The 16,654-nt window shown below is 62.3% G+C and carries 17 protein-coding genes; 7 read left to right on the forward strand and 10 right to left on the reverse strand.

Features of this window, described 5'->3' with window-relative positions; genetic code table 11:
• Nucleotides 1–62 precede the first annotated feature (62 nt).
• Nucleotides 63–1,061: an AraC family transcriptional regulator gene (locus HX839_RS09740; RefSeq protein ID WP_003214223.1), complete on the reverse strand. Its 999-nt coding sequence runs from the start codon at nucleotides 1,059–1,061 to the stop codon at nucleotides 63–65.
• 337 nt (nucleotides 1,062–1,398) lie between these two features.
• Here HX839_RS09740 and HX839_RS09745 point away from each other — a divergent pair, with 337 nt between their 5' ends.
• Together HX839_RS09745 and HX839_RS09750 are read left to right on the forward strand one after the other, a co-directional pair.
• Entirely contained in the window at nucleotides 1,399–2,733 is a 1,335-nt protein-coding gene (locus HX839_RS09745) for a dicarboxylate/amino acid:cation symporter (RefSeq protein ID WP_008435307.1), read from the forward strand.
• Between the two features lie 149 nt (nucleotides 2,734–2,882).
• Nucleotides 2,883–4,064 carry a CaiB/BaiF CoA-transferase family protein gene (locus HX839_RS09750; RefSeq protein WP_177066988.1) on the forward strand — a complete coding sequence of 394 codons (1,182 nt, stop codon included), beginning with the start codon at nucleotides 2,883–2,885 and terminating at the stop codon, nucleotides 4,062–4,064.
• A gap of 123 nt (nucleotides 4,065–4,187) precedes the next feature.
• Here the strand turns inward: HX839_RS09750 and HX839_RS09755 are convergent, their stop codons facing one another.
• Both HX839_RS09755 and HX839_RS09760 read right to left on the reverse strand, forming a co-directional pair.
• On the reverse strand, nucleotides 4,188–4,682 hold the full coding sequence (locus HX839_RS09755; RefSeq protein ID WP_004371405.1) for a SprT family zinc-dependent metalloprotease: 495 nt from the start codon (nucleotides 4,680–4,682) through the stop codon (nucleotides 4,188–4,190).
• A gap of 128 nt (nucleotides 4,683–4,810) precedes the next feature.
• On the reverse strand, nucleotides 4,811–5,413 hold the full coding sequence (locus HX839_RS09760; RefSeq protein ID WP_004371402.1) for a Yip1 family protein: 603 nt from the start codon (nucleotides 5,411–5,413) through the stop codon (nucleotides 4,811–4,813).
• 362 nt (nucleotides 5,414–5,775) lie between these two features.
• Here HX839_RS09760 and ttcA point away from each other — a divergent pair, with 362 nt between their 5' ends.
• Nucleotides 5,776–6,600: a tRNA 2-thiocytidine(32) synthetase TtcA gene (gene ttcA / locus HX839_RS09765; protein WP_008435321.1), complete on the forward strand. Its 825-nt coding sequence runs from the start codon at nucleotides 5,776–5,778 to the stop codon at nucleotides 6,598–6,600.
• 67 nt (nucleotides 6,601–6,667) lie between these two features.
• On the forward strand, nucleotides 6,668–7,339 hold the full coding sequence (locus tag HX839_RS09770) for a DNA-3-methyladenine glycosylase I (protein WP_004371396.1): 672 nt from the start codon (nucleotides 6,668–6,670) through the stop codon (nucleotides 7,337–7,339).
• Between the two features lie 107 nt (nucleotides 7,340–7,446).
• On the opposite strand, the gene HX839_RS09775 is transcribed toward HX839_RS09770, so the two are convergent.
• Genes HX839_RS09775 through arsC form a run of 3 tightly spaced genes read right to left on the reverse strand, consistent with a single transcriptional unit; the run spans nucleotide 7,447 to nucleotide 8,814 of the window.
• Complete coding sequence (locus tag HX839_RS09775) at nucleotides 7,447–7,866, reverse strand: DUF2069 domain-containing protein (protein ID WP_087692782.1); 420 nt, start codon at nucleotides 7,864–7,866, stop codon at nucleotides 7,447–7,449.
• A complete protein-coding gene (gene wrbA, locus HX839_RS09780) occupies nucleotides 7,850–8,464 on the reverse strand; it encodes an NAD(P)H:quinone oxidoreductase (RefSeq protein WP_177066989.1) in 615 nt (204 codons plus the stop codon). The genes HX839_RS09775 and wrbA overlap by 17 nt, the downstream gene beginning before the upstream one ends.
• Nucleotides 8,461–8,814: an arsenate reductase (glutaredoxin) gene (gene arsC / locus HX839_RS09785; protein WP_004371385.1), complete on the reverse strand. Its 354-nt coding sequence runs from the start codon at nucleotides 8,812–8,814 to the stop codon at nucleotides 8,461–8,463. Before arsC ends, wrbA begins: the two co-directional genes overlap by 4 nt.
• A 115-nt stretch (nucleotides 8,815–8,929) precedes the next feature.
• Between arsC and HX839_RS09790 the strand changes: the two genes are divergently transcribed.
• Nucleotides 8,930–9,391: a TlpA disulfide reductase family protein gene (locus HX839_RS09790; protein ID WP_177066990.1), complete on the forward strand. Its 462-nt coding sequence runs from the start codon at nucleotides 8,930–8,932 to the stop codon at nucleotides 9,389–9,391.
• A gap of 118 nt (nucleotides 9,392–9,509) precedes the next feature.
• On the opposite strand, the gene HX839_RS09795 is transcribed toward HX839_RS09790, so the two are convergent.
• The 4 genes from HX839_RS09795 to HX839_RS09810 form a co-directional block, all read right to left on the reverse strand.
• Nucleotides 9,510–9,914 (reverse strand): META domain-containing protein, encoded by a 405-nt coding sequence (locus HX839_RS09795; protein ID WP_004371380.1) that lies wholly within the window; start codon nucleotides 9,912–9,914, stop codon nucleotides 9,510–9,512.
• Complete coding sequence (locus tag HX839_RS09800) at nucleotides 9,911–10,351, reverse strand: hypothetical protein (protein ID WP_004371378.1); 441 nt, start codon at nucleotides 10,349–10,351, stop codon at nucleotides 9,911–9,913. Before HX839_RS09800 ends, HX839_RS09795 begins: the two co-directional genes overlap by 4 nt.
• Nucleotides 10,352–10,422: 71 nt before the next feature.
• Nucleotides 10,423–11,412, reverse strand: coding sequence for a 2-hydroxyacid dehydrogenase (locus tag HX839_RS09805; protein ID WP_177066991.1), 990 nt, complete (start codon nucleotides 11,410–11,412; stop codon nucleotides 10,423–10,425).
• Between the two features lie 197 nt (nucleotides 11,413–11,609).
• The gene (locus HX839_RS09810; protein WP_102369709.1) at nucleotides 11,610–14,363 is read right to left on the reverse strand and encodes a response regulator; all 2,754 of its coding nucleotides are present in this window, start codon (nucleotides 14,361–14,363) and stop codon (nucleotides 11,610–11,612) included.
• Between the two features lie 205 nt (nucleotides 14,364–14,568).
• Here HX839_RS09810 and HX839_RS09815 point away from each other — a divergent pair, with 205 nt between their 5' ends.
• Nucleotides 14,569–15,297 (forward strand): response regulator transcription factor, encoded by a 729-nt coding sequence (locus HX839_RS09815; RefSeq protein ID WP_004371371.1) that lies wholly within the window; start codon nucleotides 14,569–14,571, stop codon nucleotides 15,295–15,297.
• The gene (locus tag HX839_RS09820) at nucleotides 15,284–16,654 is read left to right on the forward strand and encodes a sensor histidine kinase (protein WP_008434990.1); all 1,371 of its coding nucleotides are present in this window, start codon (nucleotides 15,284–15,286) and stop codon (nucleotides 16,652–16,654) included. The genes HX839_RS09815 and HX839_RS09820 overlap by 14 nt, the downstream gene beginning before the upstream one ends.

Genomic DNA, 16,654 nt, shown 5'->3' on the forward strand with positions numbered 1-16,654 from the left:
GGAACTCGGTCAAATGTGGGAGCGGGCTTGCTCGCGAAGAGGCCAGTCGCATCAATACACACCTAGGTTTCTTGTGCTCTATAGGCCCCCGGCGTCAACCCGGTCCACTTCTTGAACGCCCGATGAAACGCCGACGGTTCGGAAAACCCCAGCTGCTCGGCGATCTCCTGCAACGACAAATCCGCCCGCCCCAAATGATAGATCGCAATGTCCCGGCGCAACTCATCCTTGAGCGCCTGAAAGCTGGTGCCTTCCTCCCGCAAATGCCGACGCAGGGTCTGCGGGCTGATATGCAGGTGCTGGGCGACGGCTTCGAGGTCGGGCCAGGGCGTGCGGTCGCGGCTCAATAGGCGGCGCAATTGGCTGCTCAGGCTGTCGCCTTCATCCGGCCGCGACAGCAGGTCGGCCGGGGAGCGTTCGAGGAAATGCTTGAGGGTGCGCTCGTCCTGCAACAACGGCAGGCTCAGGTAGCGGCTGGGGAACACCAGGCTGCTGGTGGGCGCTGCAAATACCTGCGGGCAGGGGAACAGCAAGTCGTACTCACCGGCGTGGGGCGGCGTCGGGTAGCTGAAGGTGGCCTGGTGCAGGCGGATGCGCTGGCCAATCAGCCAACTGCCGAGACGGTGCCAGATCACCAGCAGGCATTCGCTGAGGAAGTGATCCGGGTCCCAGAGTTGCGAATCGTCCAGGCTCAGGCGGGCCATTTCTCCTTCACGTGTCAGACGCCAGCGCGGACCCTGCGGGAATAGGCTATAAAATAATAAGCCGCGTTCCAGAGCCTTCTCCAGGGTGCGGCAGTGAATCAGCGCGTGGCACATCATGGCGAAAGTGCCGCGCTTGCTCGGGCCTTCGGCGAAGCCCAGGTATTCGTCATCCAGCGCCAGCCACAGCATTTGCAACAACTGGGTGAATTGCTCGGGGGCGATGCGGGCGCGGGGCTCGCTCAGCAGTTCCGCAGTGATGCCGACCTGCTGCAGCAGGCCTGAATAATCGTAGCCGGCCCGGCGAGCACCGCCGAGGGCGGCTCGGGCGTAGTGACTGGCGATGGTTCGTTCACGCATGAGGGGCCTCGTCCATTGAGTGGCGGATGTTAGCCACCCCGGGCGGGTGCAACAAGGCGGATATCCGCCAAATTGTAGGACGAGATCAGGCGAGCAGGCGGAAATCCGCCACTGTCTGTAGGCATAACCTTAAGCTGGAAATCGCCCGAGCGCTGATGTCTAAAGGCCTTCAGGGAGTTTCAGCAGAAGTGGCACGACGCTTGCGATACAGAGCGCAGGGAGACCGCCTCGAGCAGGCTCTCAAACAACAAATCCCTCCAGTGCAGGAGGGTTCGCAATTCAAGTGTCGTGGGCAATGGCGGATATTTGCCACACGGGACGATTGAGGAACTTTGCAATGACGACTCGTCAGCCACTGTACAAATCCCTGTATTTCCAGGTGATCGTTGCAATCGTTATCGGTATTTTGCTCGGTCACTTCTACCCGCAGACCGGCGTGGCCCTCAAGCCACTGGGTGACGGCTTTATCAAGCTGATCAAAATGGTCATCGCCCCGATCATCTTCTGCACCGTTGTCAGCGGCATCGCTGGCATGCAAAGCATGAAATCGGTCGGCAAGACCGGCGGCTACGCGCTGCTGTACTTCGAAATCGTCTCCACCATCGCCCTGCTGATCGGCCTGGTCGTGGTCAACGTCGTGCAACCGGGCGCCGGCATGCATATCGACGTGGCTACCCTGGACGCCTCCAAAGTCGCGGCCTACGTGACTGCCGGTGCCGACCAGAGCATCGTTGGCTTCCTGCTGAACGTGATCCCGAACACCATCGTTGGCGCGTTCGCTACCGGTGACATCCTGCAAGTGCTGATGTTCTCGGTGATCTTCGGTTTCGCCCTGCACCGCCTGGGTGCCTACGGCAAGCCGGTGCTGGACTTCATCGATCGTTTCGCCCACGTGATGTTCAACATCATCAACATGATCATGAAGCTCGCGCCACTCGGTGCCCTGGGCGCCATGGCGTTCACCATCGGTGCCTACGGCGTAGGTTCGCTGGTGCAGCTCGGTCAGCTGATGATCTGCTTCTACATCACCTGCATCCTGTTCGTGGTGCTGGTATTGGGCGCCATCTGCCGCGCACACGGCTTCAGCGTCCTGAAACTGATCCGCTACATCCGTGAAGAACTGCTGATCGTACTGGGTACTTCCTCGTCCGAATCCGCACTGCCACGCATGCTGATCAAGATGGAACGTCTGGGCGCCAAGAAGTCGGTAGTCGGCCTGGTTATCCCGACTGGCTACTCCTTCAACCTGGACGGTACTTCGATCTACCTGACCATGGCTGCCGTGTTCATCGCCCAGGCGACTGACACCCACATGGACATCACCCACCAGATCACCCTGTTGCTGGTACTGCTGCTGTCGTCCAAGGGCGCTGCTGGCGTGACCGGTAGTGGTTTCATCGTACTGGCCGCTACCCTGTCGGCTGTTGGCCACCTGCCGGTTGCCGGCCTGGCGCTGATCCTGGGTATCGACCGCTTCATGTCCGAAGCCCGCGCACTGACCAACCTGGTTGGCAACGCTGTTGCAACCCTGGTTGTGGCCAAGTGGGTCAAGGAACTGGACGAAGACAAGCTGAAAGTCGAACTGGCTTCCGGTGGTCGCGGTATCTCCGACACCCGTGAAGAAGACGACCTGGGCGTGGCCGAAGGCCCGGCTCCAACCGCCGTCAAGTAAGGCTGCAGCGTTTGTGAAAAACCCATCTTCGGATGGGTTTTTTTATGCCTTCGGGAAGCATCAGTCACTTCGGATGATGGTTTATGTGATTGCCGCCGACCGCCGGGTTTGCCTACTCTGTGGCCAATCGAATCGGAATCGGAGTCCGCATGTCAGGTCCCTTGGCGTCCCTCAAAGTACTGGATTTCTCCACCTTGCTGCCGGGGCCGTTCGCCTCGTTGCTGCTGGCCGACATGGGCGCCGAGGTGTTGCGCATCGAATCCCCCACACGCATGGACCTGCTGCGAGTACTGCCGCCCCATGACCAGGGCGTGTCGGCCAGCCATGCCTATCTGAACCGCAACAAACGCAGCCTGGCCCTGGACCTCAAACAGGCCGAGGCGGTGGCGATCGTGCGGCAACTGGTGGCGGACTACGACATCGTCCTCGAGCAATTCCGTCCCGGGGTCATGGAGCGCCTGGGCCTGGGTTACGAGGCGTTGAAGGCGATCAACCCAAAGCTGATCTACGTCTCCATCACCGGCTACGGCCAGACCGGCCCCTACAAGGATCGCGCCGGCCATGACATCAATTATCTGGCCCTGGCAGGCATTGCCAGCTACACCGGGCGCCAGGACAGCGGGCCGTTGCCCTTGGGTGTGCAGTTGGCGGATGTGGGGGGCGGCTCGTTGCACGCGGTGATCGGTTTGCTGGCGGCGGTGATTGCCCGGCAGCACAGTGGGGTGGGGCAATACCTGGACGTGAGCATGACCGACTGCGCCTTCAGCCTGAATGCCATGGCCGGTGCCGGTTACCTGGCGTGCGGCGTGGAGCCGGCATGGGAGAACCAGGTGCTCAATGGCGGCAGTTTCTATGACTATTACCGATCGCGGGAAGGACGCTGGTTGTCGGTGGGCAGTCTGGAGCCGGCGTTTATGCAGCAGTTGTGTACGGCGCTTGGCTGCCCTGAATTGGCGGCAATGGGCCTATCGCCCAAACCCGAGCAGCAGAAAGCCCTCAAGCTGGCGCTGCAGGTCGAGTTCGAGAAACGCAGCTTTGATGAGCTGTGTGAGCTGTTTGCCGGGATTGATGCGTGTGTCGAGCCGGTGCTGAATCTGAGCGAGGCCGTTGAACACCCGCAGTTGAAAGCCCGGGAGCTGGTCAGCCAGGTGCCGCGGGGCGATGGTTCCAGCCAGGCGCAAATGGCCTGCCCGCTGAAGTTTTCCGAGGGCTTGCCGGCGGCCAGGCACATAGGCGCGGCGGTGGGCGCTCACAGCGATGAGGTGTTGGCGGAGTTGGGCTTCAGTGCTCAGCAGATAGACGATTTGCGGCGTGCCAAGGTGATTCAGTAGCGCTTGGGCCGGCCCCTTCGCGAGCAAGCCCGCTCCCACATTCAACCGAGTTCCATCGTTGGAATGCGATCAAATGTGGGAGCGGGCTTGCTCGCGAAGAGGGCCATACAAGCACCACAAACCTCACTCGACGCGGGTTTCCCCGGTAAACACCAAAGTCTGCCGGCACCTGCGGCACAAATACCGCCGCCCCTGGCCCACCAACCCGTGACGCTGGGGCGAAAACGGGAAGTCACTGTCGGCACACGGACAGCGGTAGATATACCGCGTGACGCGCCGCCGCTGGATTTCATAGGTGTGGCAGCGGTCCGGCGGCAGTTCGTAAACCCCACGCATGATCAACTGCCATTCCTCGCCATGGGGCTGGATGCGCTCGCCGAACAATTGGTGGGCAATCAGGTGCGCCACTTCATGGGCGACTGTCTGTTTAAGGAAGTGTTGGCTGTTTTCACGGTAGAGCTGCGGGTTGAAGCGCAGCAGGTTCTCGTGCAAATGCGCGACACCGGCCTTCTGGCCCCGCAGCTTGAGGCTGACCTGAGGGCGTTTGAAGCTTCGTTTGAAAAAGGATTCGGCTTGCAGGAAACAATCTTCGACGCGGGTATTGAGTTGCTCGGGCATGCTGTACATATCTCCAGAGATGTCCAGTATGCCGCAAACAAGGGTGTATCCGAATCTGTCAGGCGCCGAATGGTCATGCATAACGCACAAAGCCACCTTGCGGTGGCTTTTCCTGCGGGTAAACCGCGTCAGTTGGTGTAGATCGGGCCTACGCCCAGCCCCCAGACGATCACGGTAAAGGCCATGATCGCCACCAGCACCACCAGGCCTACCGCCAGTACCGAGCTGGAAAACAGGAAGCCCTCGTCCGGGTGGATGTTCATGAAGGTCGGCAGCCCCACGTACAGCAGATACACCGTGTAGCAAATGGCCGCCGTGCCCACCACCATGCCCAGCCACATATGCGGGTACAGCGCCGCCAGCCCGCCGATAAACAGCGGTGTCGCGGTGTAGGTGGCAAACGCCACGCAGCGCGCCATGCTGGGGTTGGCGTCATAGGTGCGGGCCATCCAGTGAATGAACGCGCCCATCACCGCCACGCCGCCGAGCATCGCCGCGTAGGACATGAGGGTCATCCACAACGCGCTTTCCACCGTCAGCATCACCGGGGCGCGGCTGCCGATGACCCAACCCACCTGAGTGGTACCGATAAAGGCTGAGACAGCGGGGATGGCCGCGAGAATCAGCGTGTGGGTGAGGTACATGTGGCCGATGCTTTCTTCTTTATCGCCACGAATTTCCCGCCATTCCTGATCGGGGTGGGTGAAAAGTCCCACGACGTGATGGATCATGCCAGTCACTCCTGTCGTTATTACCATCGCCCCCCAGCGGAGCGCCCACGGGCCAATTGGCCTGAAAGGTCTGGATATATGTGCGACCTTATGTCGCAGTATAGGAAGTGATGACCGGAAAAAGTGTGGGGCTTTAGAGCAAATTGCGCTGTAAACATTGGGCCTAATCGCGGCGGGGTCTGTTGATTGGAATGCGGTCAACTGTGGGAGCGGGCTTGCTCGCGAATGCGGTGGGTCAGCTAAACACCTGGCGAATGACACTTCGCGTTCGCGAGCAAGCCCGCTCCCACATTGGAACTCGGTCGTCCATCCCGGTAAAATACCCGGCTTTTCGTCACACACCTTTCGCGGATCCAAGCGCCATGGGCACTCTTACGGTCAACCAGAACAAACTGCAAAAACGCCTGCGTCGCCTGGCCGGCGAGGCAGTCGCCGATTTCAATATGATCGAAGAGGGCGACAAGGTCATGGTCTGCCTGTCCGGCGGCAAGGACAGCTACACCATGCTCGACGTGCTGATGCACCTGCAAAAGGTCGCGCCGATCAAGTTCGACATCGTTGCCGTGAACATGGACCAGAAGCAGCCGGGTTTTCCCGAGCATGTGCTGCCGGCCTACCTCAAGGAATTGGGGATCGAGTACCACATCGTCGAGAAAGACACCTATTCGGTGGTCAAGGAGCTGGTCCCGGAAGGCAAGACCACCTGCTCGCTGTGCTCGCGCCTGCGCCGTGGCACGCTCTATACGTTTGCCGACGAAATCGGCGCGACCAAGATGGCCCTCGGTCATCACCGCGATGACATCGTCGAAACCTTCTTCCTCAACATGTTCTTCAACGGCAGCCTCAAGGCCATGCCGCCCAAGCTGCGGGCCGATGACGGGCGCAACGTGGTGATCCGCCCACTGGCGTACTGCCATGAGAAGGACATCCAGGCCTACTCCGACCTCAAGCAATTCCCGATCATCCCGTGCAACCTCTGCGGCTCCCAGGAAAACCTGCAGCGCCAGGTGGTCAAGGACATGCTCCAGGATTGGGACCGCAAGACCCCGGGCCGCGTCGACAGCATCTTCCGCAGTCTGCAGAACGTGCAGCCGTCGCAGTTGGCTGACCGTAACCTGTTCGACTTCACCAGCTTGCGTATCGACGAAAGTGCGGCGTCGCGCTTCGTCAACGTAGTGAACCTCTGAGTGTTTTCACCGCTCTGACAGACGGCGCTCCTGGGCGCCGTTTTCATTTCAATCCTTAGGAGAGGGCATGCGCGATTACAAGTGGCTGCACGAATATTGTCTGAACCGGTTTGGTTCGGCGGCCGAGCTGGAAGCCCACCTGCCTGTGCCCCTGACCCCGGCGAAACTGCGCAAGATCAGCGATGACCGCTACCTGTCGACCCTGTCGCTGCGGGTGTTTCGCGCCGGCCTGAAGCACAGCGTGGTGGACGCCAAGTGGCCGGCCTTCGAGCAGGTGTTCTTTGGGTTTGACCCGGAAAAAGTCGTGCTCATGGGCGCCGAGCACCTGGAGCGGCTGATGCAGGACACGCGCATCATCCGTCACTTGGGCAAGCTCAAGAGCGTGCCGCGCAATGCGCAGATGATTCTGGATATCGAGAAGGAAAAAGGCAGCTTCGGCGGGTTTATTGCCGACTGGCCAGTGACCGATATCGTCGGCCTGTGGAAGTACCTGAGCAAGCACGGCCACCAGTTGGGCGGGCTGTCGGCGCCGCGCTTTTTGCGGATGGTGGGCAAGGACACGTTCGTGCCGAGCTATGACGTGGTGGCGGCGCTGAATGCGCAGAAGATCGTCGACAAGGTGCCCACCAGCCTGCGGGACCTGGCCACGGTGCAGGGCGCATTCAACCAGTGGCATGCCGAGAGCGGGCGGCCGATGTGCCAGTTGTCGATGATGCTGGCTTACACCGTGAATCATTGATACCGGGTTGATGCTATCGCAGGCAAGCCAGCTCCCACACTTGGAATGCATTCCTCTGTGGGAGCTGGCTTGCCTGCGATAGCGGCAGGTCAGGCACTACAAAAGCATCAGACAGGCAATCCTTCCCCCGCCAACCGCCGATTCAGCTGATGCCGGTACCGTACATACATCAACGCCGTGCAGAACACCGCCAGGCTCGCCAGCATCTCGAGCACACCAAACCACTGCCGGTTCGGGTCATAGGCCGCCAGCGCGCCCTTGATGAAATACAGGTTCACCACAAAGCACATCCATGAATGCCCGCGCGCGCTGCCCAGGATCATCCCCGGCGCCAGCAACAGCAGCGGCACCAATTCGATCAGCAGAATCACCCACGGCCGCGCGCCATGCAGATCGGCGAACGCCAGGTAGTAGGCACACAGCAGCCCCACCAATCCCAGGAACGCCAGCAGGCTCAACGCCCGCATCGCCTTGACCCGTGGCTCCAGCCAGGCCTGGGGCGGCAGTAGCTTAGGCTTCCTTGCCACGGCCGTTCTCCAGTAGCGCAGCGGTCTTCGCCAGGCGCAGGCCGAGGGCGCGGCACAGGGCGATCTCGTGTTGATCCAGTGCGCGCTTGCCGTCGGCACCGGAATGGTGGCTGGCGCCATAAGGCGTACCACCGCCCTTGGTGTCGAGCAGCGCCTGTTCACTGTAGGGCAGTCCGGTGATCAGCATGCCGTGGTGCAGCAGCGGCAGCAGCATCGACATCAGCGTGGTCTCCTGGCCGCCGTGCAGGCTGGCGGTGGAGGTGAACACACCCGCCGGCTTGCCGACCAGGGCGCCGGTCAGCCACAGGTTGCTGGTGCCGTCGAGAAAGTACTTGAGCGGCGCGGCCATGTTGCCGAAACGGGTCGGGCTGCCCAGCGCCAGGCCTGCGCAGTTCTTCAGGTCGTCGAGGCTGCAGTACAGCGGGCCGTCGACCGGAATGTCCGGCACCACGGCCTCGCATTCACTGGAGATGGCCGGCACGGTGCGCAGCCGCGCCTCAAGCCCGGCTTGCTCGATGCCCCGGGCAATCTGCCGGGCCATTTCGCTGACTGAACCGTTGCGGCTGTAATACAACACCAGCACATACGGCGCACTCACGAAACCAGCTCCAGGATGTTCTCCGGTGGGCGGCCGATCACGGCCTTGTCGGCGGTGGCGAGGATCGGGCGCTCCATCAGTTTCGGATGAGCGGCGATGGCAGCGATCAACTGTGCTTCGCTGAGGCTGGTGTCAGCCAGGTTGAGGGTTTTATATTCGTCCTCGCCGGTACGCAGCAGTTGCCGCGCGCTGATGTTCAGCTTGCCCAGCAGGGCCTGCAATTGCGCGGCGTCGAGCGGGGTTTCCAGGTAGCGCACCACCGTCGGTGTGAGGCCACGGGCTTCCAGCAGTTCGAGCGCACCGCGGGATTTCGAGCAGCGCGGGTTGTGATAAAGCGTCAGATCGGTCATGTGCGGGTCGCATCTTGCGTAAGGTGGCGGGTATTCTACCCGCGCTGCGCCGCGTCCTTAAACCATGAGAGGCGATAGGCCGCAGCCAACGTTCATTTTTACGAAGGATTACCCCATGACGAGGCGACTGTTAGGCGCATTGGCAATCATCGGCACACTGCTGCTCAGCGGCTGTGGCAATGATTATGGCGTTGACCAATATGGTCAGAAAGTGGCCGCCGAACGCCTGGACAAGCAATGGCTGGTGGTTAACTACTGGGCCGAATGGTGTGGCCCTTGCCGTACCGAAATCCCGGAACTCAACGCCTTGGCCGAACAGCTCAAGGGCCAGTCGGTGGGGGTGTTCGGGGTGAATTTCGACAACGTCCAGGGTGAAGAGCTCAAGAGCGCCAGCGAGAAGCTGGGCATCAAGTTCACCGTACTGGCGCAGAACCCGGACGGGATCTTCGACATTCCCCGCAGTGAAGCCCTGCCGGTGACCTACATCATTGATGACAAGGGCAAGGTGCGTGAGCAACTGATGGGTGAGCAGACGGCGGACGGGGTGTTGGCCAAGCTCAAGGCGTTGCGCGGATAAAAAATGTGGGAGCGGGCTTGCTCGCGAATGCGGTGTGACAGTCACCGGATACATCGACTGATCCACCGCTTTCGCGAGCAAGCCCGCTCCCACATTTAGACCTGCTGCGCCTTACAGATCAGCCTTCTTCCAGCCACAACCGCAACGGCTTGCCATCCGCCGGCCAGAAGCGGGTCTGTTCGATCGGCGAAATGTCCCAGCGCTGCACGCCCTGCAGGGCCTGGAAGAAGCGGTGCTCCTGCTCCATCAGCGCTTCGGCGCAGAGTTTGCGGGTGCTGCCGACCTTGCCGAAGCTCAGCTTGTCGCCGTCCAGGGTGTAGGGCGCAAACCAATGGTTGCAGCCACCATTGCCATAGGCCCGGCCATCGGCGCCGAGGGTCACGGTCAGGTGGGCGTAATCCATCAGCGGCCGCTCACCGATCCATTCCACCACGTAGCTGTGATCCTGCTTGAGCTTGACCTCGTCGCTGGCGCAGCCCGCAAGGCCTGCACCCAGCACGGCCAGCATCAGCAAGGCTTTCATTGCGCGGCCTGCTGGCATTTCGGGCAGCGGTGCTTGTCACCCAGGGTGGCCCAGCCCAACTCGGTAACCCGTGCAGTGGCGGCCGGTTGCAGCGGCTCCTTGGTCAGCTTGGTTTCCACCGCGAATTCAAACTCCAGCACGTTGTCGCAGCTGTCGCAGTTGACCTTCCAGGTGTGAATCTCCAGTTCGCCGAATTTCGGCCCCTGGGCCATGGCGACCCACTGGCCCGCCGGGCGGATGGAGTAGCGCGCATCGCCTTCGACGGTCAGGCGCATCGACAGGGTTTTGCTGCCGCGCAGGGTGACGATCAGAACGTCGCCGTTCTTGATCGAGCCACCGTTGCCGGTGACTTGATAACGGCCCGGCACCAGGGCCCGGCATTCGATCAGGGTGTGTTGCGGGCTCAGCAAGCTGAAGCGGAAATCGTGTTCGGCCATGGATCCTCCAAATAGGCGCGGCATCCTATCATGCGCCGCCACCCATCATGGCGCGGCTATGTGACCGCTGATCATCCTTCGACGAGGTTTTGCGCCTGCCCGCCAGCCCACGCCGCGATGTTGGCCAGGGTGGTGCCGGCAATCGCCCCCAGCGCCTCGCGGGTCAGGAAGGCCTGGTGCGCGGTGATGATCACATTGGGGAAGGTCAGCAGGCGCGCCAATACGTCGTCTTGCAGGGGCAGGTCCGAGCGGTCTTCGAAAAACAGCTGGGCCTCTTCTTCATACACATCCAGCCCCAGATAGCCGAGCTGGCCGTCCTTGAGTGCGTCGATCAGCGCCGGGGTGTCCACCAGGCCGCCGCGCCCGGTGTTGATGAGCATCGCGCCGGGCTGCATATGAGCGAGGCTTTGGGCGTTGATCAGGTGTTTGCTGTCCGCCGTCAGCGGGCAATGCAGGCTGATGACCTGTGACTCGCCCAGCAACTGCGGCAGGCTCACATACCGGGCGCCAAGGGCCTCGACCTGCGGATTGGGGTAGGGGTCGTAGGCCAGCAGCTGGCAGCCGAACCCGGCCATGATCTTGGCGAATGTGGCGCCGATCTGCCCGGTGCCGACCACGCCGACGGTCTTGCCCACCAGGTCGAACCCGGTCAGGCCGTGCAGGCTGAAGTCACCGTCGCGGGTGCGGTTGTAGGCGCGGTGCAGGCGGCGATTGAGGGCCAGGATCAACGCGACCGCATGTTCGGCCACCGCATGGGGCGAGTAGGCCGGCACCCGCACGATGGTCAGGCCCAGGCGCTTGGCGGCGGGCAGGTCGACATGGTTGTAGCCGGCGGAACGCAGGGCGATCAGGCGGGTGCCGCCGCTGGCCAACTGCTCCAGCACCGGAGCGCTGAGGTCATCGTTGATAAAGGCGCAGACCACTTCGTGGTGTTCGGCCAGGGCCACGGTGTCGAGGTTCAGCCGGGCCGGCTGGAATTGCAGCTGCATGCTTTCGGGCAGCGGTTGGGCGAGAAAGCTGTCGCGGTCGTAGGTCTGGCTGCTGAAGAGGATGATGCGCATCAAATATTCCTTCTTGATGATGGAAAGCTGATTTTGTGGCGAGGGGGCTTGTCTGTGGTGAGTGAGCTTGCTGTGGCGAGGGAGCTTGCTCCCGCTGGGCTGCGCAGCGGCCCCAAAATCCTTGGAGCGCTTCGCACTCCAGCGGGAGCAAGCTCCCTCGCCACAGCAAGCCTCCCTGTCCACATTGCCCCGAAAGTTTACGCGCTGACCCGCGCCTCGCTGGCCAGCCGGGCAATCGCCATGTCCAGTTCATCCAGGGCCGGCATGGCCTTGGCGTCGTCCTGCTTGAGCAGGGTCTCGGCCCGTTGGCAGGCCGCACGCAGTTGCGGCACGCCGCAATACCGGGTGGCGCCGTGCAGGCGGTGCACCCGTTCGATCAGGGCGTTGCGGTCATTGGCGTCACGGGCGACGCGAATCGCTTCACGGTCCGCTTCCAGCGAGGCCAGCAGCATCGCGAGCATGTCTGCCGCCAGATCCGCCTTGCCGGCCGCCAGGCGCAAACCTTCTTCATGGTCCAGTACCGGCAATTGCGTGGCATGCCCGAAACTTTCGGTGCCGCGTTCCGGGCCCTGGTTGCGCAGGGCCAGCCCGGTCCATTTCAACACCACCTGGGCCAGTTGCCGTTCGCTGATGGGTTTGGTCAGGTAATCATCCATGCCGCTTTGCAGCAGGGCGCGTTTTTCGTTGGCCATCGCATGGGCCGTCAGCGCGACGATGGGCAGCGGTGTGCCATGGCGTTCGCTTTCCCACGTGCGGATTGCCTCGGTGCTCTGGCGACCGTCCATCCCCGGCATCTGCACGTCCATCAGCACCAGGTCGAAGGCTTCCTGCTTCACTGCCTCGATGGCCGAGTAACCGCTTTCCACCGCCTGGACCTTGGCGCCCATGTCTTCCAGCAGGGTTTGCACCAGCAGCAGGTTGGCCGGGTTGTCGTCGACACACAGCACCCGCGGCGCGCGGCTGGACAGGGGCTCGCCGGGTTCGCTGCGCAGCGGGCGCGGGCTGATCAGGTCGGCCAGGGCGCGACGCAGTTTGCGGGTGCACGCGGGCTTGGCCTGCAACTGGCTGTTGGGGTTGGGCACCGAGGGGTTGAACAGCAGCTGTTCGGTGGTCGGGCACAACACCAGTACCTTGCAGCCCAGGTGTTCGAGGTCCCACAGGTGCTGGTTCAAACGCTCCGGCGGAATGTCGTTGGCGGTGATGCCCAGCACGGCCAGGTCAATCGCCTGTTCGGTCTGGTGGGCGCTGGTGATGCCGTTGGTCAGGCTTTCCAGGCTGTTGAACGGGGTGACTTCCAGGCCGCAGTCTTCCAGCTGATGTTGCAGGGCCTGGCGCGCCAGCTCGTGGTTTTCCAGCACCGCCACGCGCCGGCCCAGCAGCGGCGCGGAGGGCAGGTCTTCGATATCGTCACGGGTTTTCGGCAGGTTCAGGCTGATCCAGAATTCCGAGCCTTCTCCCGGCGTGCTGTCGACGCCGATCTCACCGCCCATCTGTTCGATCAGGCGCTTGGAAATCACCAGGCCAAGGCCGGTCCCGCCGGGTTGGCGTGACAGCGAATTGTCCGCCTGGCTGAACGCCTGGAACAGCGCCCGCACATCCTGGTTCGACAGGCCGATGCCGGTGTCCTGCACGCTGATGCGCAGTTGTACGCTGTCTTCCTGTTCGTCTTCAATCATGGCGCGGGCAACGATGGTGCCTTCGCGGGTGAACTTGATCGCGTTGCTCACCAGGTTCGTGAGGATCTGCTTGAGCCGCAGCGGGTCACCCACCAAGGCGAGCGGCGTGTCGCGGTAGACCAGGCTCACCAGCTCCAGCTGTTTGGCGTGGGCGGCCGGGGCGAGGATGGTCAGGGTGTCTTGCAGCAAGTCCCGCAGGTTGAACGGGATGCTGTCGAGCACCAGCTTGCCGGCCTCGATTTTCGAGAAGTCGAGGATTTCGTTGATGATGCCCAGCAGGTTGTCGGCGGATTTTTCGATGGTGCCCAGGTAATCCAGCTGGCGCGGTGACAGTTCGCTTTTCTGCAACAAATGGGTGAAACCAAGGATGCCGTTCAACGGCGTGCGGATTTCATGGCTCATGTTGGCCAGAAACTCCGACTTGATGCGGCTGGCTTCCAGGGCTTCCTTGCGGGCCAAGTCCAACTCGATGTTCTGGATCTCGATGGTTTCGAGGTTTTGCCGCACGTCTTCGGTGGCCTGGTCGATGCTGTGTTGCAATTCTTCCTGGGCGTTTTGCAGGGTCTCGGCCATGCGGTTGATGCCCGAGGCCAGGTGATCCAGCTCCTGGCTACCCAGGGGTGGCAAGCGGGTTTCGAGATTGCCGTCCTTGAGCTGTGCGACGGCCTGTTTGATCAGGCCGATCGGTGAGTTGATCGTACGGCTGATGCGCAAGGCGAGGGCCGCCGTGCAGATCAGGCCGATGGCGATCAGCAACAGGCTGGCGAACAGGCTGCGGTAGCCACGCAGCAACATGCCGTTGTGGGACAGTTCCAGCTCGACCCAGCCCAGCAGGCGGTCGGATTCATCCGGGATCAGTTCACCGGCGAGGTTGCGATGGCGGCCGAACACCGGCAGCAGATAACGGGTGGCGTCATTGCCGGTGCGCTGCAGCAGGTGCGAACTGTTGCCGATGGGCGGCTGGTTGAGCATGGTCGGCCCGGCGTGGGCCAGGGGCGTGCGGTCGGGCCCGAGGAACGATACGGCGCGCACATCGGTTTGTTCCAGGGACTGGGTGGCGATGCGTTCCAGCAGGTCGGTGTTCCTGGTGCCGAGGGCCGGGGCCACCAGCGGCGCCAGTTGCTCGGCGATCATCTCGCCGCGTTGCAGCAACTGCGACTGCAACTCCGAAAGCTGCATCCAGGTGAAGTACCCGCCCAGCAGCAACGCCATCAGGCTGGTAGGCAATAAGGTCAGCAACAGTACGCGGCCTTTTATCCCCATTCTTTTAAGCACGCCACTCTCCTGCTACCACACTGTTGTCGAATTCCACGCAGGCATCCGGCCCGCGCCACCTGCGCAGTGTAGCCATTTGCGCGGCGGGGAATCTTGCAAAATTAATGACCTGAGGCAAACCTTGGGCCGCCGGACGCCCGGCGGCGGTTGCTCATGGGGGGGCAATCTTGAATAATCAGTCATTGAGAATGACTTGCAGACGCTAATGAATCCCGCAGCACTTGGCTTACCCAGTATCCTGGCGATTGAAGACGATCCTGTGCTTGGCGCCTATGTCCATGAGCAATTGGGCCTCTGTGGCTTCCAGGTGACCTGGTGCCAGAATGGCCAGCAGGGCCTGCAAATGGCCCGCGATCAGCGCTTCGACGTGGTGTTGATGGACATCCTGCTGCCGGGCATGGACGGGTTGTCGGTGCTCACGCATTTGCGCCAGAGCCATTCGATGCCGGTGATCCTGATGTCGGCCCTGGGGGCCGAAGCCGATCGCATCAGCGGTTTTCGCCTGGGGGCCGACGATTACCTGCCCAAGCCGTTCAGCATGGCCGAGTTGCGGGTGCGCATCGAAGCGATCCTGCGCCGGGTCGCCCTGGACCGGCGGCCGTTGCCGGCCCTGGCGGCGGTGCGCGGCGATGCCCGCAGCCTGCGTTTCGATGACGAGCTGTGTGATGTGTTTCACCGGGAGCAGTGGGCCGGCCTGACCCGCAGCGAATATCGCCTGTTGGAAACCCTGCACCGCAACGCCGAAGAAGTCCTCAGCAAAGCCTTCCTCTACCAGCATGTGTTCCAGCGCGGCTATGCGCCCCATGACCGCAGCCTGGACATGCACATCAGCCAGATTCGTCGCAAGCTCAAGGCTGTCGGCTACAGCGAGCGGGAAGTGCGCACGGTGTGGGGCAAGGGCTATGTGTTGAGCGGTCACGATGACGGGCTTTAAAGCCGCGTTCAAACGGCTGCCGGGCAAGCATTCGTTATTCTGGAAACTGGCCTGCCTGCTGATCGCGTTCTGCTTGCTGATGATCTGGCTCAGTTGGTCATGGGGCCGGTATATGGAAGAGCAGAATGCCTTTCTGTCCAGCGAGGCCCGCGCCACCCTGAGCGGTTATGCGGCTGGTGCGGAGCTGGCCTGGAACAAGGGCGGCAACGCCGGTGTGGACGAATGGTTGCACACCCTGGGCCAGCGCGAGCGCACCTGGGTGGGGGTCATCGGCAACGACCTGCAATCCCTGAGCAGCTACCCACTGACGGACAAGGAGAGCCAGCGCCTGACCTTCCTGCGCGGCCTGGACTGGCCCGTCAGCCGGCATGCCAAGGGCCTGCCGTGGTTGAAAATCCCGTTCCCGCTCGACCCGGGTGCGGGCTCCCTGGTGATCGAGTTGCCGCGGCGTTTCATGCCCGGGCAAAACCAGCTGTTCTGGCGGATCGTCACCAATGGCGTGATTCCCGGCCTGTTCACCCTGCTGCTGTGCATCGGCCTCTACCGGCTGTTGATCATGCCCCTCAACCACCTGCGAGAGCAGGCCAACGCCTGGCGTGCCGATCAACTGGGCACCCGGCTTTCCCGCGACACCACCAGCCGCCAGGATGAACTGGGGGAATTGGGCCGAGCGTTTGACCAGATGTCTGAACGCCTGCAAGGCACCGTGGCCCTGCAACAGCAACTGCTGCGGGATTTGTCCCATGAGTTGCGCACACCGTTGAGCCGCCTGCGTGTGGCCAGTGACAGCGAGCAGGACCTGACCCAGCTGCGCGAGCGCCTGGGGAGGGAAATCGACGGCATGCAGCGCCTGGTGGACGACACCCTGCAACTGGCCTGGCTCGACACCGAACGCGCGCCGTTGCCCAAGGAAGACATCCAGGTGCAGGCGCTGTGGGACATGCTCCGGGAAAACGCCTGTTTTGAAAGTGGCTGGCCGGCTTCACGCTTGCAGTGCGAGCTGGGGGCCGACTGCTGGGTGCGCGGTCATCTGAACCTGCTGGCCCAGGCATTGGAGAACATCCTGCGCAATGCCATCCGGCACTCTGCGCAAGACGGAACGGTGCAATTGGGCGGGCAGCGTGAGGGGGATCACTGGCACTTGTGGCTGGAAGACCAGGGCGGCGGGATCGATGAGGTGGAGTTGGAGCGAATCTTTGCGCCATTCACCCGGCTGGACGGTTCACGGCCCGGCGACGGCGGCTTTGGCCTGGGCTTGAGTATTGCGCGCAACGCCGTGCAGCGTCAGGACGGCAGCCTGTGGGCGGAAAATACCGGCCAGGGTTTGCGTGTGCACATGCGCTTGCTGGCGCGCTAA

This window comes from Pseudomonas sp. I8001 (assembly GCF_013385345.1).
Classification (GTDB): Bacteria; Pseudomonadota; Gammaproteobacteria; order Pseudomonadales; family Pseudomonadaceae; genus Aquipseudomonas.